The following is a 22,302-nucleotide window of genomic DNA, read 5'->3' on the forward strand; positions in this document are numbered from 1 at the left end:
CCATGTCACTCCCGCACGCGATCCTCACCGCCCTGCTCGAAAAGCCGTCGTCGGGGCTGGAGCTGACCCGCAGGTTCGACCGGTCGATCGGCTACTTCTGGTCGTCCACGCACCAGCAGATCTATCGCGAGCTGGGAAAGCTGGAGCAGGCCGGGCAGATCCGGGCCCTGCCGTCGACACAGCCGGCCCGTGGGCAGAAGAAGGAGTACGAGGTCCTGCCCGCCGGCCGCGCGGCACTGTCCGCATGGGTGGCGCTCCGGGAGGACCCGAAGCAGATCCGCGATCCGCTGCTGCTGCGGATGCGCGCGGCGGCGGTGGTCGGCGCACCGGGCCTGGACGCGGAACTACACCGCCACCTGGAGCTGCACCGAAAGCAGCTGGCCGAGTATCTGGCAATCGAGGAGCGGGACTTCCCGCCGGAGCGGAACTCGGAGGAGGACCGGCTGCGGCATCTCGTACTCCGCGGCGGCATCGATCTGGAGAACTTCTGGATCGGCTGGCTGACACGCGCTCTGGACGGGATCCCGGCCACCGGGTCGAGCCCGTCGGCCGGGTAGGGGGATCTCTCCCCGTGCCTTTGGGGTCATGGGGGAGATCGAGGAGGAAACAGCCGCCGGATACCCCCCGGCGCCGGTCCCCTCATGGCCCGCCGACCGGCGTCCTGCCGAGTTCCGGGCGCAGTGTCAGCTGGTCCGTCGTCCGGGCACTGCCGATCACGACCCGCGACGGCACACTCGGCGCCGGCTCCGCCTCGATCCCGGCCCGGTACGCCGACGGCGTCGTCCCGTCCTGCGCCCGGCTGAGCAGAACGACTCCCCGCACCGCCGCCGCCGACCCCAGCAGCGCCGGGACCAGCGCGATCGTCCCACCCTGGAGGCGTTCGCCGAGCAGTGCCAGACCTATCGCCGCGGCGGCAACGGGATTGGCGAGGGTCACGACCGCGAGCGGGGCGCCGAGACCATCCTGGTAGGCGGTCTGCGAGAGCAGCAGGCCCCCCATCGCGAAGGCCGAGACGAGCAGCGCCACTGTCACCAGGCGCCAGCTGAACAGCGGGCCCGTGTGGTCCGTGACCGCCACCGTCAGTGTCTGAGTGAGCGCCGAGGCGACGCCCGACGTGATGCCGGACGCCGCAGCGTGCCTCAGTCCGGGGCGGGCCCCCGGCCGGCTGAGTCCGGCGACGACCGCCATGGTCGCCGCACCGACCGCGAGCGCCTCGACCAGGCTCAGCGTCTCGTGCGGTGCGGAGCCGCCCGCCGTCAGCAGCAGGGCGCCCAGGCCGAGCAGGGTGAGGATCGCGCCGCGCCATTCGGTCCCGGTCACCCGGCGCCCGGCGGCGCGCGCACCCAGTGGTACGGCGGCGACCAGCGTCAGCGCGCCGAGCGGCTGGACGAGGGTGAGGGGCCCGTACTTCAGCGCCGCGACATGCAGCAGCGCGCCACCGGCGTTGAGTCCGACCGCCGACCACCACGCCCCGCGCCCGAGCATCCGGAGCACCCCGGTACCCGGATCGGTGCGTCCGGCGAGCCGGGCCTGAGCCACCGCCGCCGAGGCGTACGCGGCGGCGGAGACCAGGGAGAGGGCCACGGCGATCAGCGTGGCGTTCATGGCCGGCCCCCGGACGACGAGGCGTACGCCTGGGAGGCGGCCGGGCCGGGAACGCGCGACACCGGCAGCGCGGTACGGGCGAGCTCGGGCTCGCCCCCTGCGCCGGAGGACCACGACAGATGCCCTCGGACCGGCTCCGTCCGCTGGAGCCGCAGAGTCGCGAGCGCCACGGCGAGCAGCGCGCTGACGACGATCGAGTCGAGCCAGTAGTGGTTGGCGGTGCCGACTATGACCAGCAGGGTGACGAGCGGGTGCAGCAGCCACAGCCAGCGCCACCGCGAGCGCGTCGCGACGATCAGTCCGACGGCGACCATCAGAGCCCAGCCGAAGTGCAGCGAGGGCATCGCGGCGAACTGGTTCGCCATCGAGTCGGTCGCCGGAGTGTCTCCGTACACCGTCGGCCCGTACACCTGGCCGGTGTCGACGAGTCCGGCGGCGTCCAGCATCCGCGGCGGGGCGAGCGGGAACAGCAGGTGGAGCGCGAGCGCGGCACCGGTGAGCACGGCGAGGATCCGGCGCGACCAGACGTAGTGGCGCGGGCGGCGCCAGTACAGCCAGGCCAGGAAGAGCAGCGTGGCCGGGAAGTGCACGGTCGCGTAGTAGGTGTTCGCGAGGCGGATCAGCGTCTCGCTGTGCAGCAGCGCGCCCTGCACGGCGCCCTCGCCCGGCAGATGCGCCGCGCGTTCGAAGTCCCAGACGTGTCCGGCGTTGCGGTACGCCGCCTCGACGTGACCGTTCGCGGCCTGCCGGCCGAGCTTGTAGACCACGAAGAGCCCTACGACGAGAAGGAGCTCGCGGACGAGGGGCGGTCGGGCAGAAGTGTCCGGCTCCCGATCTGCGGGCTCGCTGCGGGCGTACATCACCCGGTGCCCCTTTGCTGACGAAGCGCTGTTACGGCGGCATGGTCCAGTCCATGCCGTATCGATACGGCAGTGTACCGATACGGCACCGTATCGGTACACGCGCGTTTCGGTACACTGGCGTATCGGAAGACCTCGTCGCAGTCGCAGAGAGGGAAAGCACATGTCATCGCACGATTCCGTGCAGGACCAGGCCCACGCTCCGCGCCGCTCGAAGATCACGCCGGAGCGGGCGCAGGAGTTCTACACGGCTGTGCTCGACCTGCTCAGGGAGAGCGGATACGAATCGCTCACCATGGAGGGGGTCGCCTCCCGCACCCGGTGCGGGAAGTCCACGCTCTACCGGCAGTGGGGCTCCAAGCCCGAGCTGGTCGTCGCGGCGCTGCACAGCACCCGGCGGATGCTGCTCTCGCACATCGACACGGGCTCGCTCGCCGGCGACCTGCGCGAGGCGGCCCGGGCCATCGGCGCGGGCTCCGGACACGACACCCCGCTGATGCACGCACTCAGCCATGCCGCGCTGCAGAGCCCGGAGCTGCTCTGCGCGCTGCGCGAGGCGCTGATCCTGCCGGAACTCGCAGCCCTCGACGCCATGGTCCGGCGGGCCATGGAGCGTGACGAGATCCCCAGGGACAACCCCGCGGCGGAGTTCGTCTCCGCGCAACTGCTGGGCGTGGTGCGGGCCAGGCCCCTGCTGGAGGCGAAGATCGCGGATGAGGCATATCTCACCCGCTTCGTGGAGAGCGCCATTTTCCCCGCACTGGGACTGGACCCGACCGACACCGGCGGGTCCTGATGAACGTGGGCCGTCGTCCGAGCGGATGACGACGGCCCGCCTGCGCCGCACCGTGGGGACGGGGGCGGCGCACCGTCCGGCCGGCCGGTGACTTCTTCGGGAGTCACCGGCCGCCCGTGTTCCCGGGACTCCCACCGTCCAATCCACCAAACAAACGATTGGTAGATTTATTTCGGCGACAAGTTCGGCACCAGCAGAGGCAGGTACAGACAGGCGCGCGCGACATCGTCCGGCACCGCCATCCGCCGCATCGGAATGTGGGACGAGAACTCGTTCGGTCCGACCAAGACCCTCGACGTGACGATCGCCTCGCTGCGCAGCCGGCTCCACGCGGCCGCCGACGCCGCGGCGGCGCCCCTCCGCCTGCCGCGGATCACCCCACTGCGAGGACACGGCTACCGTCTGGAGACCGACGGTGCCGGCCACGATCACGGCGGAGCATGAGTCGACCAGTTTCGTCTACAGTCCTGTAGACGATATTGCTGCGACCGGGCTGCGGGCCCCCGACGAAGGACTCGACTGCCGTGACGGAACTTCTGCAACGCCGCGTCCTGGTCGTCGAGGACGACCACGGGCTGCGCGACGTGCTCGCCCGCGGACTGCGCGAGGAGAACTTCGCCGTCGTGACCGCCGCCAGCGGAGCCGGCGCCCTGCGCACCCTCGACGACCGAGTGGATGCCGTCGTCCTCGACATCGGACTGCCCGACTCGGACGGCCGGGACGTGTGCCAGGCCATGCGTTCGGCAGGGCTGCAGGCCCCGGTGGTCTTCCTCACCGCGCACGACACGCTCACCGACCGGCTCTCGGGATTCTCCGCGGGCGGCGACGACTACCTCGCCAAACCCTTCCACCTGGCCGAACTCGCCGCCCGGATCCGCGCGGCGCTGCGCCGCGCCGGACCGGACCCCGTGGTCGAGCTGGCGGAGCTCCGGCTCGATCCCGTACGCCACCTCCTGGAGGTGCGCGGCAAGCCGGTGGCACTCACGCCCACCGAGTTCCGCCTGCTGGCCGCACTGATGGCGGCGCCCGGAACCACCGTACGCAGACGGGAACTGCTGCGCGCGGCCTGGCCCGACGGGGCCCAGGTCAGCGACAACACGCTCGACCAGTACCTGACCCGGCTCCGCCGGAAGCTGCGCGAGGCGGACAGCCCGCAGGAGATCAGTACCGTACGAGGTGTCGGGTACCGACTGATATGAGACGGTTCCGCGTCATCGGACGACTCCGCGCCGCACTGCCCCGCACCCTGCGGGGCCGCCTCGCCCTGCTCGCCCTGGCCTCCGCCACCGCCTGGGTCGCCGCGCTCACCGTCGCGTTCAACATAGTCCTCGCCGGACGGCTGAACAGCCAGGCCGCCGACCTGCTGCAGACCCGTGCCGCGGCAGTGGCCGCCACCGTCGAGGCGCGCCCGGACGGCGGGATCGTCGTCCACGAACCGGCCGACGACCGTGCCCTGGATGTCGGCACGTGGATCTACCGCGGCAGCACGGCCGTCGAGCGGCCGAGCGCGCCCGCCGCGCTCCAGCGGCAGGCGGACGGGCTCACCGGCCGGGGCATCAGATACCAGGAGACGGGCGGCAGGAATGCCTCCCGGCTGTACGCCCTGCCGGTGCGCGCCGGCAACCGGCAGACCGGCACCGTCGTCGTCGCCGTCTCCCTCGACCCGTACCGCAGCACCGCCCGTGCCGCCCTCGCCGGTTCAGCGGTCCTCGGGCTGCTGCTCCTGGCCGGGGTGTATTTGCTCACCCGCACCATCGTCGAGCGGGCCCTGCGCCCGGTCGCCGAGATGAGCACCCGGGCGGCCCGCTGGAGTGAGCTCGGCGCCGCGGAACGCTTCGGCACCGGCCACCGCCCGGAGGAGCTCGCCTCGCTCGCCACCAACCTCGACGAACTCCTGGACCGGCTGGCCGCCGTACTGCGCCACGAACAGCTGCAGACCGCCGAGCTCTCGCACGAGCTGCGCACCCCGCTGGCCCGCATCGTGGCCGAGACCGACTGGCTCACCGCCCGGCCACGGGACGCGGCCGGACAGCACGCCTCCCACGAGGCGATCGCTGCCGCCGCCACGAGCATGCGGCACATCTGCGACACCCTGCTGTCCGAAGCCCGCGCCCGCACCGAGCAACCGCCCGGCCGCTGCCGGCTGCCCGAATGGACCCATCATGTGGCCGAGCAGTACGCGCAGCAGCACCCCGACGCCCCGCCGCTCTCCGTACGGGGCGGCGCCGACGTCACCGCAGGGGTCTCCCCCGCGCTCGTGGAACGCATGCTCATGCCACTGCTCGACAATGCCCGCCGCTACGCCGCCACCGCCGTCACCCTGACGTACGCCCAGACCCCGGCCGGTGTCGAGCTCGCCGTGACCGACGACGGCCCAGGTGTACCCGCGGAGACCGGGGCGGACGTCTTCGAGCCGGGCCGCCGCGCCGACCCGGACGACGGTCATGACGGGGCCGGTCTCGGGCTGGCCCTTGCCCGGCGGCTGGCCCGCGCGTCCGGCGGCGACATCGAGTGGGATCCGGCCGCCGCCGGGGCACGGTTCGTGGTCAGCCTGCCGACGGGCTGACGGGAGCGGGGGTCGCGTCCCGCCGGGTCACCGTCAGATAGCTGACGAGGGCCAGGATCAGGACGAGGAAGATCGCGCTGGTGCCGACCGTACCGAGGCCGAGACCGCCGTCGGCGCGGGGCTGCGAGAGGTAGTCGCCGAACGAGGCGCCCAGCGGGCGGGTGAGGATGTACGCGATCCAGAACGCCGGGACGGCGGCGAGGCCGAGCCCATAGTGGGCGGCGGCCACGGCGGCGATGAGCACGGCGAACAGCAGTGCGGACACCCAGTACCCGAGGTCCATCCGCTCCGCCGTGAGGTCGCCCGCCGAGGTGCCGAGAGCGAACGTGAAGAGGATCGCCGCCCAGTAGAACGCTTCACGGCGGACCGTGTGAATGGAGTGGATGGAGAGCGTCCGCTCGCTCGCGTACCAGGCGGCGAACACCGCGACGAGCGCCACGGCGAAGACGGCCGTCGTCGTCTCCAGCGCCACCCCGAAATTGTCCGTGAGGTTGTCGCTCACCAGCGTGCCGACCACGCTGATCAGCACCACGGCGAGCCAGTAGAGCCCGGGGACGTACTTCTTGGCCCGGAACTGGAACCAGAGCGTGCCGACCAGCAGCACGGCCATGACCAGCGACGTGTTCGTCAGCCCCAGACCCAGGTTCTCGTTGAGGAGATCGGCGGCGGTCTCGCCCACCGTCGTGCACAGCACCTTGATCACCCAGAAGTAGACCGTGACTTCGGGGACCTTGTTCAGCATCTGCCGAGCCCCGGCGTGTGCCGGATACGCAGCTGTTTTGTTCGTCATGAACGGTGAGGCTGGCACGGCGAACCTGAACACATCCTGACTGCTTCTCCACGGCGGCCCCGGTGCGCCCATGCCCGCTGTCGAGCCTGTCGCACGGACGGCTTCGCGTAACGGCCTCCCCCAAGCCCGCCTACGTCCCCGATCATCCCTATCAGCCTTCGCCTGCGAGCCCCGCGCACAGGCCGTCTTCCTTTGGCAGTGCCGACCACAGCCACCCACCGCCCACCACTGCGGGCAGGGCACTGCCCGGTTGACCGGCCGCCGCGCCGAACAGATGGCCGACCTCGCCACCGGGCTGCGCTGGCATCTCAGCACGGACGAGCTGGCCGATCTCCTGCCCAGCCCCGACGACGTGGTGCACGCGTGCCTGAACGCGCTGCCCGAGGCAGGACCGGCTCCGCTCACACCGAGTCAGGCACCTGCTCAACTCCTGTGCACCGATCCGGGAGCAGCTCCGCGACCAGCTTCTTCGCCGCGAGCTTGACCAGCTGCTCGCCCTCACACACCGCCCATGGTGAGCCGCCACGGCACGCCGGCTCCGGACGCCGGCGCCGCCCAGGACGAGGACGTCGGTCTCGGTGCTCATGCAGGTCTGGTGCCTCCTCTCGTCGACTCAGGGAGCTGAGAGAGTCGAACAGCCCGCCACACACATGGCAAGAAGTTGCAAAAACTTTCCGCAACTCCCTTTTCGCCGACTGGGATCAATGGCGCTCAGGTCACGTCCCGCCGGTTGACGAACAGGCAGGAGAGGCCGAGGCACACCACCACGTACGCCGCGAGTACCAGGCTCGCGGACAGGGGGCCCGAAACCGAGACGACCCCGGGAATCGAGGTGTTCGGCTTGCCGGACGGATCGAGGGCGGTGGCGAGCGACCCGGCGCTCGGTCCGATCAGCAGCCGTTGCACCCACTTGAGGGCGGGAAGGGTGCCGGCCAGTCCGGAAACGAGGTTCTCCAGCGCCAGCAGCCAGAGCAGGCCCACTCCGATGGCCGCCCCGGTGCCGCGCAGCAGGATCGACAGGAAAATGCCCAGGCTCGCCGCGGCCATGCTGATCAGCCAGACGGCGCCGATTCCGCCCAGCAGCGTGGCCGCGTCCGGCCAGTGGGCGGGGCGGCCGGTGAGTCCCGCAACGAGCCCGCTCGCCCCCGCGCTCGCCGCCAGCACCAGCACTGTGACGCACAGGACCGCCACCGCTGCCGCCATGGCCTTCCCGAGTACCGCCGAGCTCCGGCCGGGTCCTTGGACCAGAAGGGTGCCCCAGGTGCCCCACCGGTACTCCCCGCCGACGAGGACAGCGCCGAGGATCAGCATCAGCGCGCTGCCGAACATCGGGTAAAGGTCGACTGTGCCGGACAGGAACTTGTCCGGCAGCACGCCGCCGATCAGCTGCTCCGGATCACCCGCCGAGCCGACCGGCCGGTTCCTGATGGCCAGCCAGACGAGGTACGGCACCACCATTCCGAAGGCCACCGCCAGGCCGGCCCATGCCCCGCCGACGACCCAGACACCGGGACGCTTGCGTGTCGCCAGCAGTTCGGCCCGAAAGACGCCGTTCAACGGCCCACCACCTCCATGGATTCCGGTCCGGTGGGCCGGTGGCCCTCCACCAGGTCGAGGAACACGTCCTCCAGGGAGAGGACCTGCTTGCGCAGCTCGCTGACCTCCAGCCCGTTCACCACCAGCAGCCTGTTGACGGCGGCCGCCTCACGCGGGTCGACGACCACGCGCAGCTCCCCGTCGCCGACGGTCGCCGAGCGGACCGCCGGCAACTGCCGTACGAGCTCTGCGGCACGCTCGGGCGAGTCCACAGTCACCGTCAGACCGCCCTCGCCGACCCCTCGGCGCAGCTCGGCCACCGTTCCCTCGGCGATCAGCCGGCCGTGCCGGATCACGCCCACCCGGTCGCACACATGCTCCACTTCGGCCAGCAGATGGCTGGACAGCAGCACCGTGCGATTGTCCCGGCGCAGTCCGGTGATCAGCTCGCGCATGCTCGCCATCCCCTCCGGATCGAGGCCGTTGGTCGGCTCGTCGAGGATGAGCAGAGCGGGGTCCTTCAGCAGCGCGGCGGCCACCGCGATGCGCTGTTTCATGCCGAGCGAGTACGCGCGGAAGGCGACATCCGCCTTGGCCGTCATCCCGACCTCTTCGAGAACCTGCTCGATGCGGGCCGTGGGTACGGACGCGTAGCCGGCGAGGACGCGCAGATTGTCCCGGCCGGACAGATGCGGATACAGGGCCGGTGCCTCGATCAGTGCTCCCACCCCGCGCAGGCTGCTCCGGGTCCCCGCGCGGTGGCCCAGCACCGTGGCGGTCCCCGAGGTGGGCCGAATCAGCCCCACCAGCATCCGCATGGCGGTGCTCTTCCCGGCCCCGTTCGGTCCGAGGAATCCATAGACCTCGCCGCGCCGGACCGTCATGTCGAGGTCGAACACACCGGTTTCCGGGCCGTACCGCTTGGTCAGCCCGCTGGTGCGGATCGCGATGTCGTCGCCGCTGTCAGGCATCGGCGGCCTGCCGTTCACCGGAGCGGCCTCGCGCGGCCAGCCCGAGGATGCCGACCGCCACCACGGACTCCACGGCGAGGATCACCATCGCCCACCCCGGGCCCGTCCAGCGCTGAAGGGTGCCGAACCACACCCACATCAGCGCGCAGTAGGCCGCCACGAGGAGCAGGAGCGAGGTGATGCCGTAGATCGCGTAGGCGCGTGCGTCGCGGGGCGGGTAGGCGCTGAGCTGTTCCCGGGCGGCGGGGTCGCGCCGGCGCAGTCGCAGCCGCCAGAACCGGTAGGACTCGCGGCGCAGGTCGACGATGTTCAGCGAGTGGGTGAGCATGACGTAACCGTCCGATCGCAGAACCGGCAGCAGACTCATCACGGCGGCTCCGCTGCCGAACAGCAGCAGCCCGGCGGCGAGCGAGCGCCCGGGCACCCCGTCACGGGCCAGCAGCCACCAGGCCAGCACCGGTACGAGCGCCAGCAGACTGACGAAGACGCCCGCGAACGCCGTGCCCACCCGGGCCCTGCGTCGGTGGAAGAGCACGATGTCGTCCGTGCGGCAGTATGGGGTCAGCATCGGAAACCGCCAGCTGAGCCCGATCTCGGTGACCGTGCCGCCGAAATGGCGGCAGGTCACGCCGTGGGCGAACTCGTGCAGCACGGTGATGCCCCAGAACAGCAGCATCGACAGCGGCACGGTGATCACCCAGGACCTCTGGTGCGTCGCCTCGTGGGTCAGGGTGGACAGGTGCGTCCAGACGAACACCTGCAGACCGGCCACCAGGACAAACGCGGGGATCAGGAACGCCGCACGGAAGGCGAACGCCAGCCGGGTGGCCAGAGCGGCGCACAACCGGTCGGGGCGCAGCATCACCCAGCGGCGGCGCAGCCGGCTCTGCCGCGCCGACTCCTTGGCCTCGTGGGCCTGTCTGAGCTTGTCCAGGGCCGCGTCGTCGGCGTGTCCGTCGAGCAGTTGGTAGCGGCCGAGCATGGTGAACATCTGCTGCCAGTGTGCGGGCCCGAGCCGACGGTCGTAGGTGTCGGTGTAGCTGCGACCGATGTCCTCGAGGGTGTGACCGCCGTCCATCAGCCCCATGATGAAGTGCTCACGGGGGCCGACCCGATAGTAGCAGCCGGTGCGTGCGTCCTTGACGTGGTGCACGGTCTTCGGACCGGAGCGCAGGGCGGGGCCGAGTACCACCTCGGGCCGGAGCTGGGGCCTGTCGTAGGCCGTTCCGGTCACCGCAGCGCCTCCTTGGGTGCCATGTCGGACAGCGCTCTGCAGATGACGTAGGAGAGATAGATCTCGTCCAGGATGCTCACCCCGAGCCGGTTGTTGGTCATATGGACGTAGGAGCTGAGCACGATGGCCAACGCGTCCTGCGGGTCCGGTACGGCTCCGTCACGGAACGTCAGGTGTCCGGCGTCGGCCAGTTTCAGTACGCGGTCGCGGAGTTCGGCGCAGTGGGCGAGCCAGGACCGCTCCAGCGGGGTGGGCGACGCCGCCACGTCGCCCCAGGCGCTGTCGCGCACATGCCGCAGCCGGGGCACCAGCCGGTCCTTCATCCGCTCGTAGGAGCGGTCGAAGCGCTCGTGCTGGCTGTCGCTCGGCTCCTGGTACGAGGTCTCCCACATGGTGCGGTAGTGGACGAGGAACCGGGCCACCGCGTCCTCGTCCCGCAGCAGGGCGAAGCACAGTCCTGCCGTCAACTGCGCGGCCTGGCCGAGCAGTACGGTCCGCACATGCACGTTGGTGGTCTCCAGCAGCGCCATCACCGTCTCACTGGACTCCTGGAAGTGCCACTCGGCCAGCTCCATGCCGGCCGGGCCACCATAGCGGTCCAGCTCGCGTTCATAGGGGATGGGCGCGACGCTGTTGTTGTCCCGGAACGGCATCTCGCCGTCGGCGCCGTAGCGTTCGTTCCAGCGTTCCTCGGTGTACTCGGCGAGGAACATGTTCTTGTAGAGGTCGCCGCTGGAGTTGCGGTCCTCCTCGTAGAGGGCGGGGCGCTCGCGCAGGTACGCCTCCAGCCTCTCCCGCGCCGCGCGGGCGACTTCGCCGGCCGCCGAAGCGTCGGCCGGCAGCAGACGCAGCCGGATGTGCGGGCCCTCCAGCCAGTAGCGGATGAAGAACCACGAGCGCAGCAGGTCCCGTTCACGCAGGCGTGACATCAGCGGCCGTACGCAGTGCACCAGTACCGGGTTGGCGTTCGCGGCGTAGAAGACGTGCAGGCTGATCCAGCCGTCGCCGTCCTGCTCCGTGTCGACGGTGCCGCCGTCGTTCGATCCTCGCCTGCCGTCCATCACCGCTCCGTATCCGTTCCGTTGACGCCGTCGAGCTGGACCGTGAGTTCGGTGACGTACCGGTGCCGGCCGTCGCGCAGCCACATCTGGTCGGGGCCGGGCAGCATCTCCGTGAGCACCACCGCCGAGGCGCTCTTGCGGACCGCGGTCTCCAGCAGCCGGACGCACGCGTAGGAGTCGAAGTCCACGTACTGCGGCTTGTGTTCACCGCCCAGCGAGGCGAACACATGACGCGGGAGCCCCGCGTCGCGCTGCCATTCCCGCCACGCCAGGAACCACTCCTCGTCCGGCTGTCCGGCCACCGCCGGAGGCAGCTGGTCGGCGGCGAACCGCCAGGTCTTGCGCTGCAGCACCACATTGCCGAGCCGCACACGGGGGAGGACACCGCTCGCGCCCTCCTGGACGCCGGTGCCCTCCCACAGGTCGAGCTGGACCATGGTGGTGCAGGAGAAGTTCAGCAGCACCTGCTGCACCTCGGGCAGCGCCATCGGCAGCAGGAAGCCGAGGTAGACGGGGATCACCTCGACGCCCAGACGGCGGGAGCGCAGCCGCATCCGGTCGGCGGCCGCGTCGTGCTCGACGACCAGGTCCTCCACCGGGATCCGCTCGTGCGGCGGGCGGAAGCTGGTCTCTCCGGGGCAGACGATCTCGTAGGGGGTGACGACCGGGTGGAGGTTCAGGTTGGTCGCGTCGTAGCCGCCCTTGAGCTCGGCGAACACGGCTCCCTCCGGTACGGCGTCGTCCAGCGAGCGGCGCAGTGACGCGGTGAGGGCGTCGTCGAAGCAGTGCGCGAACCGGGAGAAGAGCAGGGTGAGTCCGGAGTAGACCCGGTTGACGACCACGACGGGGTCCTCAGTGCCGTTCTCGGCGAGCTGAAGGAAGAACGACAGCGACCGCAGGTCCTCCGTCCGCGGCAGCAGCTCCTCCACGGTGGCCAGGAAGTCCTCGTCGAGCTCGACGTCGGCTCCCCGCGCGCGGGCTCCGCCGTACCGGACTCTCATCTCCTCGGCCACGGCGGCGCGGGCGCGGTCGATGCCGGCGATCTCCTCCTGCCGGAACCAGTTGTCGTACGGACGCAAGGTGGTGCCGTCGAAGCGCTGATGGCGCATCAGGCGCTGGTTGTAGTTGTCGTAGAAGTCCTGGTTGAACTGGTGGGCGAAGGACAGGAAGTCCTCGCAGCGGCCGCCTTCGCCGTAGCGCGCCCGGAAGAACCCCTTGGTGACGAGCCTGCGTACCGCGTTCCCGTCGAACGCCGGGAGGATCCGGGCCAGTTGGCGCAGGCCGGGGGTGAGCTGCCGGGTCCAGGCCGAGGCGTCGCCGGTCACCGCCAGCCCGGACAGTGTGGTGTCCTCATAGACCAGGGTGCGCAGGACCGGTGTGTCGTCGCGGCCCAGCAGGCGGTGCGTCTCGGCCACCGACTCCTTCACGTGGGCGAGCAGTTCACGCCTGCGGGCCAGTCCGGCCCCGGCGAACCGTTCGACGTCCGCGCCCATCCGCTCGACGAGCGTCGCGATGTCGTCGGCCCAGCTCGTCCCCAGTCCCCGTAGCCCGCTTCGGTAGGTGGAGACCGGGTCCGGGTCGTGGATGTCGATGTGCAGATCCGGCACGACGAGCAGGCCGAGCCTGAGCAACTGGGCGAGATACCGCTCCACTTCCGGCTCGGGGCGCTTGGCGTCCATCGCGCACAACTGCCGTACGGCGTCCTCGAACCGCAGCGTCGTGCCGTCGCCGAACAACTTGAGCACATCGGCGAGCGCTTCTCCGCCGGGCAGGAAGAACAGGCTCTCGTGGACCGCGTCCAGGGTGACCGCCGCGTCCGCGTTGCCGTCGGCGCCACGCAGCTTGCGCAGGTAGCGGACCCGGTCCTGGTGCACCTGCGTTCCGCTGGTGGCCCGGACCGGCAGGTCATGACGGATCCGGAGGTTCGTGGTCAGCAGTTCCGAGAGTCTGGCCAGTACCGCGATGTTCAGCCGGGTGCTGCCCCGCTTCTCCCACCCGTCGACGGACGCGACGAGCGGCCGGCCGCCGGCCTCGGCGAAGTGGCCCGCGGACACCGCCGTCAGTGTGCTGAACGGGCTGGTCTTGCACGCGGTGCGCAGCAGGTACTCCAGCAGTGACCGTTCGATGCGCCTCTCCCGCTTGCTGAGCGGGCCGCCGGCGCGGTGCAGGTAACCGTCGAGATACTCGTCGAGCGACGGGGACGACAGCTGGATGCCGTGCCGCAGATCCGTCTCCGTCGCCGCGCGCCGCAGCTCCCGCCGGGCCGCGGCACTCTCCTCGGCCAGGATGCCGGAGCCGGTCCGCAGCAGCGCCTCGTGCCGCTGCCGGTCGGCGGACCACTCGCGCAGCTCGGCGAGTTCGGTGGCCGCCAGCAGCGGCTCGGCTGCCGCCAGGCCGCGTGGCGCACGGGCGTTGAAGACGTCGCGGCGCAGGTTGATCAGCGTCCGGCGGGCCGCCGGGTCGTCGAGGCTCTGTGCCACCCGCTCCTGCAGGAAGTCGGCGAGCCGGGCCCCGCGCTCGCGCAGCCGCCGCCGCGCGTCGAGCACGCCGTCCGCCCACGCCGCGCTCGCGGGAGTGGCCAGTGCGGCGGCGGTTTCGAAGGGGAGACCGCCGACGCGCAGCATGAACCTCGGCACCAGGTGCCACCGCACGCGCTCCGCGCTCTCGTGGTCGGGCAGGGTCGCGGCCGACGCCACACATGACGTCGGCGCCGGCAGCGCGCTGGATTTCACGAATCAGCCCTCTCAGACCAGCCGGTAGTCGAAGTCCGCGCTGTCCGCGCGTTCGTGGCCGAGCAGGACGAAGAGGAAAGTTCGCTCGTCCCCGTCGTCGAGGCCGGCCCACTCGTCGATGGCGATGTTGTCGAAGCCGAGCACCGCCCCGCAGCCTACGCCCAGCGCGGCAGCGGCAGTGTAGGCAGTCTGCGCCACCGCGCCCACCTCGGAGTTGAGCACCCGGTAGCCGCGGCTGCCGTAGGCGTCGAGCGTGCTGCGCCACCGTCCCGAGATCGCCAGCACGGCGCCGACCTGCTCCAGGTTGTAGTTGCTCAGGTAGTAACTGTGTTGCAGCTTCTCGGCGAGCGGCATTTCGCGCACCACACGCAGCCGGTGCCCGCCGCCGTCGTAGCGGTAGGTGCCGCTGGGCAGCCCGGCGACCCGGTTCGCCAGTACGTACAGCCCCGTCAGCCCCACGTCGTCGGGCACCACGTCCGAGACGTACCGCTGCCCCGACACCGTTCCGGCCAGCACGGTCCCCAGTTCGTCGAGGCCGAGCGGGCGGGAGCGGATGAACGAGCCGAAACTGGTCCGGCGGCAGCGCAGCGTCTCGCCGACGTCCGGGCCCAGCCGGTCGGTCAGCGGCTCGGGAAGTACGACGTCCTCGCCCCCGGCGGGCGGGACCGGTACGAGTCCGCGCGCCGCCTCGGGCTCCGGGCGCTCGCGGCGGTCCGCCAGGACCGCATGGTGCACCTGCTCGACCTGCTCGAAGGTGCGGGTCCGCGCCGACCTCTCGAAGCTCGGCCGGTCGATCAGACCGACCGGGCCGTCGCGGTCCGCCGGACCGGTCGCGGGGCCGGCGGGCCCGCCGAACGGCAGCGGGACCACGGCCAGCGCGCACTCCTGGTCGGTTTCGAGTCCCAGCAGCCGGTTCAGCCGTTCGTCGTCGAACCACAGCACGCGGGTGAGGCGTCGGCCCGTGCCCCGCGCGATCAGCTCCCAACTGCCCAGCAGCGCACCGGCGTCCTGGGTCACCACGTGGTAGCAGAAGCTGTTGTACTTGAAGGAGTTCTTCCAGAATCGCACGGTCACCACGAGGAAGCCGTCGGACTCCCCGGAACCGGCCCCGGTCCCGTTCCCGTTCCCGGACTCGCACGCCGCGCGCACCTCATCGGTGAGATCACCGGCCAGCAGGCGCTCGAAGCCATGGTGCGCCGTCGAGTAGTGGTAGACGCCGGGGGTCAGTGGACCACCCGGCCCGGCCACCCAGTACACCTCCAGCGGGTACATCCCGCCCCCGGATGCGGTACCCCTCCCCCACAGCGCCTCCGGGTACAGCACCCGCACATGGCTGTCCTGGTTCCAGCTCACCCGCAGCCTGCGGTCGAGGACGCCGTAGGACAGCCGCAGCAAGGCGGCGAGCGAGTCGAGCGTCCAGGGCGGGCCCTGGCCGGCGGGCGGTTCGCCGAGGAGTACGTCCGCGGCGCCGGCCAGCGGCAGGCCGGTGCCCGCCGGCAGGGGGAAGCGACGCACCCCCAGGTAGGTCTTGTGCCGGGAGGGCTGGTCCTCCCAGTCGGGGGTGAATCCGACCGGCTCCATCGGCTCCCGGCCGCGCCGGAACACCGACTCCACATAGTCGCTCACGACCTGCGTGCGGTTCTCGGACACGGGATCTCCTTCTTCGGCCGGGGCTGGCGCCGGCGGGGACGGCTCACGGAAGGCAGCGGGTACAGCTCACGGGAACGGGTGCGGCCTGCGGTTCAGCCCCGTGGGACCGAACCCCTCGTCGCGGGCGTGGATCTCCGCCAGCGCGCCGTCGAGGTAGGCCTTCAGCCGCGGGTGCCGCAGTACACGCTGCCGCTCCCAGCCGAAGTCGATCGGCACCAGTCCCGGCGCCAGCACGCTCAGCGTGCGGATGCCGGTGCCGTCCTGCTCCGGGCAGGTCTGGTCCACCGCGACGACGTCGCTGCCCACCTCGCGCAGCCGTTCCATCACGAACCGCGCGTCCTCGGCCAGGTCCAGGCTCTCGGGCCGCTGCGCGAGCCACGGGCCGTACAGCTCGTCCATCGACCGGGGCGGCGCCGCGTCCAGCAGGAAGTCGACCGCCGTTGCCATCTCCGGCAGGCCGTACAGCAGCGCGTGGTGGGTGAGTTCGTGCACCCGGTTGTAGTCGGTGACCATCGCGCGCAGGTCGGGCAGTTTCGCCTCCACCCGCTCGTCCATGCCCGGGATGTAGGAGGCGGTCTCCGCGATCGCCGCGCGCACCGCCTCCACCGGGTCGAGGCTCGCGCCGGCGGCGAAGCACAGCCGGCCCATCCCGCCGTCCAGCCGCTCGGCCACCGCCATCACCGCGGGCACCGGGACGTCCACGCGCATGTCGAACAGGCGCATCCGGTAGCCGAGCCTCGCGACCCGGTCCAGTACGAACTGGACCTCCTCGTCGACGACGGTCGCCTGGTCGATCTCCGGCAGCTTCGCCGCGCCGTACCAGCACAGCAGGAACGCGTCGCGCTCGATGAGTTCGAGCATGCCGTGCAACAGCGCCTCCTCGACACTGCTGCCGCTGGCGCAGCCGTTGGAGCACTCCTGGACGAACTTCCGGTCCGGGCGGCGGTCCAGGTAGAACACGAACTGCTCGGGCACCAGCAGCGGCCGCTGCTCACCGAACGAGTAGCCCCAGACCCAGTGGGTCGGAGTGTCCGGATGGTAGGGCTGGTAGTAGTCGTTGTGTCCGACGTAGAACTCGGGACGGTACGAGCCCATCGTCGCGGGGTCGAGGGCCTGCGGCGCCAGTTCGCGGTAACTGCCGTACGTCTCCGGCTGCTTGGCCCGTGGGAACTGGCCCGCGTACCGCTCCAGGCCCTCCAGAATGCCGTACCGCTCGCTGCTCGCCGAGCTCTGCGACTGCCCGCTCCACCACATCTCGTGGTAGTCGTACTTGCTGCGCACCCGGAAGTACCCGCTGACGGGCAGGGTGGCGCTGCACTGGTAGACGCGGCGGGCCGCGCTCGCCAGCGCTCCGCACACCTCGTTGACCAGGCCGGTGGTCGGCAGGGTCAGGTCCGACGCCGACGCACCCCGGTAGGTGGTCGGCCCCGGCTTCGGTCGCGGGCCGAGCGGCAATCTCGCGCCCTCGGCGGTGTCGGGCACCGGGGTGGCGCAGCTCTCGCACTCGGAGTCAGGGATCAGGTCGTGGCGGTCGACCGTCAGATCACCGGTCCGCAGCTCCACGATCCGTCCGATCCGCCGGTCGCCGGGGGCGACTTCGCCGTCGGCCGTCTCCGCGTGCACGATCTGCGCGATCTGCTCCAGGGCGAAGGCGGTGAGCGATTCGTCACCCGCCACCCAGGCGTCCGCGCCGTCCTCGATCGGCCCGCGCTCCTCGACCGGGCGCAGCGCCAGCCAGCGGCGGTCCAGGCAACGGCCGCACGGCCGGCTCGTGCCGTCGGCCCGGTGCAGCGGCCCCATCAGCACCGTCCCGCCGTACAGGCGCACCGGGTAGACGAGTCCTTCGGCCGGCCGCTCCCTGCTCGGCGCCGGCCGCTCCGGCAGGCCGAGCACCCCGACGTCGACCGTGACGCCCGCGCCGGCGCGCCCGGCCAGATAGTCGCGGACGACGTCGGTCACCCGGGGGGCGTCCAGGACCGTCGCGGTGGTCACTGCGTTCGACACCACATTCATCCGTCCACCCAGTCACTCCGAAGATGGGGGTGCGGCTGCCTGCCTCGGCGACGGGGACCGTCGCGTCGGGCAGCCGCACGTGTCAGCCGAACGACCGGGCCGGCGGCAGGTGCTCACCGGCCCGGTCAGCTGCCTGCGTCAGCTGGTGCTGCTGCTGCAGGAGCAGCAGCTGCTGGTGGAGCAGGAGCAGCAGCTGGAGCACGAGCAGGACGAGCTGGACCACGCCAGCTCGACGGACTCGTCAGTCATCTCTTCGATCTCGAACGTCGCACTCTCCAGAGCGCTCAGTTCGTCTCGCAGCTCAACGGACATGGCGATCCTCCCTTCGTGATGGTGGGATGTGCACCCGGAACCGGTGTTCCGAGAACCATGGCGCGCCTCGAGGGCGCGGACCGGCTCGCTGTCGCGCTACTTCACAGCGAGCAGGATCGTTCCAGTGACCATCGCGCGGATCGCGCTCAGGTCGATCGGCGTCGTGTCGACGAACAGGGCGCGCGTGCCGTCGGCGTCCAGCCGGCCGAGCGCTTCGGACATCGGCACACCGGGCTGGTCGAAGGACCACTCGGCCTTCGCGTCGCCCTCGGTGAGGGTCCTGGGGTCGAAGTCGGCCACCAGCGGGTCGCCAGGGTCCATGGGCGCGCCCTCGTAGTGCCGGCCGACGGCGAGACCGACGGCGTCCCGCACCGCCTCGCGTACCGCGGCGCGCACCGACAGCGCCGAGCCCGTCGCCCAGTCGACCGCCCCGCCGTCGGCGCCCTCGACCACCGCGAGCACCGCGAAGGCCGGTGCGGCGCCGGGCAGCGCGTAGACCCGGGCGGTGTGGCCGATGTGCCGCAGGCTGCCGAGCGCGAACGCCGTCTCCTCGTCGCCGGCCAGCCACTCCTCGGTGAGTGGCAGGGCCGGGTCCTCGCCGCGGATCGCGCGGACGAGCCCGCGCTGCGCCAGCGCCGAGCACAGCCCGCGTTCCTGTACGTCCGCCGCGGTCCAGCCGGCCGCCGCACCCGCGGGGCTCGGCTCGAACAGCAGCCGGGAGTTGGCCGGGGAGAGCGGGTGGACGGCCGCGGCCGGCACCTGCCAGCGGCTTGAGTCGTGCAGTGACACCGCGGACAGCCGTGCCCGCAACGCCGGCTCCTCCTCGGGTGCGGGCAGGCCGCTGAACAGGGCGAGCCGCTCGGGCGGAACCAGTTCCCCGTCCCGGGGGGCCGCCTCGTCCCGCAGCCCGACGGGCCCGAGCCGGCCCACGTAGCACGCGACCGCCGCCTGCACCGAGCGCGTGCGGGCGACCAGGACCGTGTCGGTGTCGAACGCGGCGATCTCACGCGCCCCGTCGGTCAGCGAGCCGGCCGGCCCGAGCCGCACCCGGCCGGTCTTGAGCGGGATCTGCCGGATCGAGTCGTCCGTCCAGCCGGACATCACGCCGAATCGCGGGGAGACCAGAACAGCCGCACGCCCATAGGCGTCACTGTCGTCCGCGGGCGGGTATACGGCGTCGTCGGGCTCCACCCGCTGGTGCCGCATCGGGCATCCGGGATGCGGCAGCACCCGTTCGCGGCCGGCCTCCAGCGTGGTCAGATCCTGGATCACGGCGTGCCGTTCGTCGTCCGGCTGCAACTGGCCGGTGCGCAGCCTGAAGACCTCGAACGCGACGGCGTTGCCGGCCATGGACTGCGCCACCAGGCCGCCGGCCGGGGCATCGCCGCCGGCCGGGCCGACCGCCAGTGAGCGCCAGAAGTCGGCCGTCAGCCGAGGATCGGAGTTGGCGGACAGCCGAAGCTGCGCGCACACCCAGCACGGCTGCTCCGCGGGCCCGGAGACCGGCCCCACCACCATGCGGTCCGGGTCGGCCACCACCGGGACCAGGCGCGGGCCGTGCGGAACGCCGTGCAGCCGTTCGGCCAGTTCGAGCAGCGCACCGCTGCGCGATCCGTCGGCCACTGCCACCACGACGTCGAACGGCGTCAGATCCTCGGGGGTCGACGGCATCACGACGACGTGTGCCGGTGCGCCCGCGTCCGCGAGCCGGGCCGCCTCGGTGTCGAATTCCGATCCCCACACGGCGTCGTCCAGCGCGATTTCGGCCAGTCCATTGCGCAGCAGGCCGCGCACCACTGCCGCCGCTACGCCCCCGGGTGGGCCGCTGACCAGGACCCGGGAGGAGCGGAACCGCGCGAAGAGTTCCTGCGGCGTCCGCTGGTCCGCGTGCATGAAATGTTCCACGAAATTGATCTGCGGCGCGAACAGATCCGATACGGCGGCCGGCAGCAGCTGCACGTCAGGGCGCGGGACGGCGCGGGCGAAGTCCCGGTCGAGCAGGGTGCGCATCAGTCCGACCGCGGTTTTGCGTCGGGTGTCGTCCAGCCCTTCACATAATTCCGCGATGCTGGATTCGCCAGTCATTCGAGGACCGAGGACAGACATCCACTCATATGCGCCGGCGCCTTTGAGGACGCAGGAAGTCTCTGAACTTCTGAGATAGATTCCGGTGTCGACGCGAAGGAATACCACGTCATTACGCAGCCGGGGTCTTATCTCCATCAGAGGTGCACGGTCGATCGTTTGCATATCGTCCCTTCGCAGGATCGTACGCCTCTCAACGGTGGGGCATCGCTACCCGCGTCCACCGGGGAGGATTGTGTCGCCCATGCCATGGTCGCGTCAACAGCCACTACCGACTTCAACAAGTGGTATCCGTTGGTCCGCTTTTGGAATCCTTGGCGGACGGCGGCGACGCAGGATCCATATAGGGTCACGGCCTCGGGGCATTATCAGGCTCCGCCGGCGGCGCATTTCGGGGCTCGTCCAGCCACACTCCGGCCTAGATTTGCTGAACGACACTTAGCGCCCGGCCAAAATCCGCCGACGCCCCACGACTGGCGAAACGCAATCGACCTTGAGCGGAATCACCGCGTAACCGGCGGTAGCCCCTGGTTTTCACGCGTCCTTTACCCGGCAAGGCGATCCCGATCGCAAACAAGTCACCGGTGCGCGGGTGACCCGCCATTCGGCAGCGCGCGCCGTGGTCCCCGACGCCCCGTGATCCGAGTGGAAGACCGTGCCTGCTGACGCATCAGCTCCGATCCCGCTTGCCTTTGACCAACTCCACCGCCATCCCGAGGCCGTGCCCGAGGATGTCCCGGGCCTTCTGGAGCAGCTGGGCGAGGTGCCCGACCCACGCGATCCGCGCGGCGTGCGGCACACTCTGGTCGTCGTGCTCGCGCTGACCGCGTGCGCGGTGCAGGACGGAGCAAGCTGTCCTTGCTTGCGGTCGGCGAGTGGATCGCTGACGCCCCGTCCTCTGTCCTGGAGCACCTTGGCGTGCGGCCCGATCCGGTGTTCCCGAAGCGGTGCCTGCCTGCATAAACGACAGTACGGAGGCTGCCGGGCCGCATCGACGGCGACGCGTTGGACCAGGCGGTGGGCCGCTGGCTGGAGGACTTCCGGACCCGGGCCGCCTCGTAGGACGCCCCTGGCAACACGGAGGCCCGCCGAGAACGACGGCACAGCCTCGACAGTCGCCTGCAGAACGTCCACGAGGTCGACCGCTCGGCGCGGCCCGCGCACTCGGCGGTCGGGCGGCCTCGACTCACGACCTGGAGCGCGCTCGCGCTCGCTCCCCAGTTCGTTGAGGAACGGAGCGAGTGAGGCGACGAGCGGCCCTGACCGATTCCAGAGATCCCCATCAGGGTGCCGTGCTCGAGGAAGGCGAGTGCGTACAGCCGTCTGCCGAGCGCGGTGTCGATGTGGAAGAAGTCCGCTGCGATGATGCCCTTGGCCTGGGCGGTGAGGAACTCGCGCCACATCGGGCCGGAGCGGCGCGGCGCTGGGTCGATGCCCGCTACGTGGAGGATCTCCCACACCGTCGAGGCTGCGATCCGATGCCCGAGCCGAGCCAACTCCCCCTGGATCCGCCTATGCCCCCATCGCGGATTCTCGCTGGCGAGTCGGAGTACGAGGTTCTTGAGCGCCGTGGCGGTCGGCGGTCGACCGGTGCGCCTGCGCGCGCTGTAGTCCCACTTGCTGGCGATCAATTGTCGGTGCCGGCCGAGCAGGGTGCCGGGCGTGACCGGGAAGACCTCGCGCCGGCGACACCGCGGTATAAGGCCGGAGAGGGCAGCGAACCAGAACCGATCGGCTGGCTCGTAGCGGACCGGGCTGGCCAACTGCCGACGCAGCACCGCGTTCTCGTGCCGCAACACAAGAAGTTCCGCGTTTTTCGCCGCGTTGCCGGGCAGCAGCGCCGACGGCACGGAGAGCAGCTTCCGGGTCACCTTGTACAGAAGGGACACGGGACAGTGATGCGCTTGGGCTCGGTGACGCCGAGCTTGGCGAGGACGGCCCGCTGGGCGGGTCCTGGCTCGCACCCACAAGATCTTGTTGCGAGCTCTTGGCGGCTGTGTGACTCGCGAAAAATTCCGCGCGAAAAATTCCGGTGGAAGAACCGGAACGCCGATCTCCGGAGCAGGTGGTGACATTCCCGAACCCTCAAGA

The 22,302-nt window shown here is 70.9% G+C and carries 19 protein-coding genes and 1 pseudogene; 5 read left to right on the forward strand and 15 right to left on the reverse strand.

Annotation, left to right across the window (positions count from 1 at the left end):
• Positions 1 to 2 precede the first annotated feature (2 nt).
• The gene (locus OH809_RS05050) at positions 3 to 557 is read left to right on the forward strand and encodes a PadR family transcriptional regulator (RefSeq protein ID WP_406514859.1); all 555 of its coding nucleotides are present in this window, start codon (positions 3 to 5) and stop codon (positions 555 to 557) included.
• Between the two features lie 82 nt (positions 558 to 639).
• On the opposite strand, the gene OH809_RS05055 is transcribed toward OH809_RS05050, so the two are convergent.
• On the reverse strand, positions 640 to 1,605 hold the full coding sequence (locus OH809_RS05055) for a hypothetical protein (protein ID WP_406514860.1): 966 nt from the start codon (positions 1,603 to 1,605) through the stop codon (positions 640 to 642).
• Positions 1,602 to 2,465 (reverse strand): phosphatase PAP2 family protein, encoded by an 864-nt coding sequence (locus OH809_RS05060; RefSeq protein WP_406423596.1) that lies wholly within the window; start codon positions 2,463 to 2,465, stop codon positions 1,602 to 1,604. Before OH809_RS05060 ends, OH809_RS05055 begins: the two co-directional genes overlap by 4 nt.
• A gap of 163 nt (positions 2,466 to 2,628) precedes the next feature.
• On the opposite strand from OH809_RS05060, the gene OH809_RS05065 reads away from it, so the two are divergent.
• The 4 genes from OH809_RS05065 (at position 2,629) to OH809_RS05080 (ending at position 5,827) form a co-directional block, all read left to right on the forward strand.
• Complete coding sequence (locus OH809_RS05065; protein ID WP_406423594.1) at positions 2,629 to 3,261, forward strand: TetR/AcrR family transcriptional regulator; 633 nt, start codon at positions 2,629 to 2,631, stop codon at positions 3,259 to 3,261.
• 255 nt (positions 3,262 to 3,516) lie between these two features.
• Entirely contained in the window at positions 3,517 to 3,705 is a 189-nt protein-coding gene (locus tag OH809_RS05070; protein ID WP_406423592.1) for a hypothetical protein, read from the forward strand.
• A gap of 92 nt (positions 3,706 to 3,797) precedes the next feature.
• Positions 3,798 to 4,460, forward strand: coding sequence for a response regulator transcription factor (locus tag OH809_RS05075; RefSeq protein WP_393308708.1), 663 nt, complete (start codon positions 3,798 to 3,800; stop codon positions 4,458 to 4,460).
• Positions 4,457 to 5,827, forward strand: a complete 1,371-nt coding sequence (locus tag OH809_RS05080) for a sensor histidine kinase (protein WP_406514861.1) — start codon at positions 4,457 to 4,459, stop codon at positions 5,825 to 5,827. The genes OH809_RS05075 and OH809_RS05080 overlap by 4 nt, the downstream gene beginning before the upstream one ends.
• Here OH809_RS05080 and OH809_RS05085 read toward each other — a convergent pair.
• The 13 genes and pseudogenes from OH809_RS05085 to OH809_RS05145 all read right to left on the reverse strand — a co-directional run.
• Positions 5,808 to 6,617 carry a hypothetical protein gene (locus OH809_RS05085; RefSeq protein WP_406423588.1) on the reverse strand — a complete coding sequence of 270 codons (810 nt, stop codon included), beginning with the start codon at positions 6,615 to 6,617 and terminating at the stop codon, positions 5,808 to 5,810. The genes OH809_RS05080 and OH809_RS05085 overlap by 20 nt on opposite strands.
• Positions 6,618 to 6,768: 151 nt before the next feature.
• The gene (locus tag OH809_RS05090; RefSeq protein ID WP_406514862.1) at positions 6,769 to 6,924 is read right to left on the reverse strand and encodes a hypothetical protein; all 156 of its coding nucleotides are present in this window, start codon (positions 6,922 to 6,924) and stop codon (positions 6,769 to 6,771) included.
• A 404-nt stretch (positions 6,925 to 7,328) separates the two neighbouring features.
• Positions 7,329 to 8,174, reverse strand: a complete 846-nt coding sequence (locus OH809_RS05095; protein ID WP_406514863.1) for an ABC transporter permease — start codon at positions 8,172 to 8,174, stop codon at positions 7,329 to 7,331.
• Positions 8,171 to 9,124, reverse strand: coding sequence for an ATP-binding cassette domain-containing protein (locus tag OH809_RS05100; protein WP_406514864.1), 954 nt, complete (start codon positions 9,122 to 9,124; stop codon positions 8,171 to 8,173). Before OH809_RS05100 ends, OH809_RS05095 begins: the two co-directional genes overlap by 4 nt.
• Positions 9,117 to 10,358 (reverse strand): hypothetical protein, encoded by a 1,242-nt coding sequence (locus tag OH809_RS05105; protein WP_406514865.1) that lies wholly within the window; start codon positions 10,356 to 10,358, stop codon positions 9,117 to 9,119. The genes OH809_RS05100 and OH809_RS05105 overlap by 8 nt, the downstream gene beginning before the upstream one ends.
• A complete protein-coding gene (locus tag OH809_RS05110; RefSeq protein WP_406514866.1) occupies positions 10,355 to 11,419 on the reverse strand; it encodes a thiopeptide-type bacteriocin biosynthesis protein in 1,065 nt (354 codons plus the stop codon). The genes OH809_RS05105 and OH809_RS05110 overlap by 4 nt, the downstream gene beginning before the upstream one ends.
• Positions 11,419 to 14,151, reverse strand: coding sequence for a lantibiotic dehydratase (locus tag OH809_RS05115; RefSeq protein ID WP_406514867.1), 2,733 nt, complete (start codon positions 14,149 to 14,151; stop codon positions 11,419 to 11,421). Before OH809_RS05115 ends, OH809_RS05110 begins: the two co-directional genes overlap by 1 nt.
• 12 nt (positions 14,152 to 14,163) lie before the next feature.
• Positions 14,164 to 15,801 (reverse strand): SagB family peptide dehydrogenase, encoded by a 1,638-nt coding sequence (locus OH809_RS05120; protein WP_406514868.1) that lies wholly within the window; start codon positions 15,799 to 15,801, stop codon positions 14,164 to 14,166.
• A gap of 66 nt (positions 15,802 to 15,867) precedes the next feature.
• Complete coding sequence (locus tag OH809_RS05125; protein WP_406514869.1) at positions 15,868 to 17,805, reverse strand: TOMM precursor leader peptide-binding protein; 1,938 nt, start codon at positions 17,803 to 17,805, stop codon at positions 15,868 to 15,870.
• 91 nt (positions 17,806 to 17,896) lie between these two features.
• A complete protein-coding gene (locus OH809_RS05130) occupies positions 17,897 to 18,037 on the reverse strand; it encodes a hypothetical protein (RefSeq protein WP_406423570.1) in 141 nt (46 codons plus the stop codon).
• A gap of 185 nt (positions 18,038 to 18,222) precedes the next feature.
• Complete coding sequence (locus OH809_RS05135) at positions 18,223 to 20,211, reverse strand: TOMM precursor leader peptide-binding protein (protein WP_406514870.1); 1,989 nt, start codon at positions 20,209 to 20,211, stop codon at positions 18,223 to 18,225.
• Positions 20,212 to 20,881: 670 nt separating this feature from the next.
• On the reverse strand, positions 20,882 to 21,010 hold the full coding sequence (locus OH809_RS05140) for a hypothetical protein (RefSeq protein WP_406516333.1): 129 nt from the start codon (positions 21,008 to 21,010) through the stop codon (positions 20,882 to 20,884).
• Positions 21,011 to 21,497: 487 nt separating this feature from the next.
• Positions 21,498 to 22,100: pseudogene (locus tag OH809_RS05145) on the reverse strand (integrase); the annotation flags it as partial.
• Positions 22,101 to 22,302 lie beyond the last annotated feature (202 nt).

This window comes from Streptomyces sp. NBC_00873 (assembly GCF_045207415.1).
Classification (GTDB): domain Bacteria; phylum Actinomycetota; class Actinomycetes; order Streptomycetales; family Streptomycetaceae; genus Streptomyces.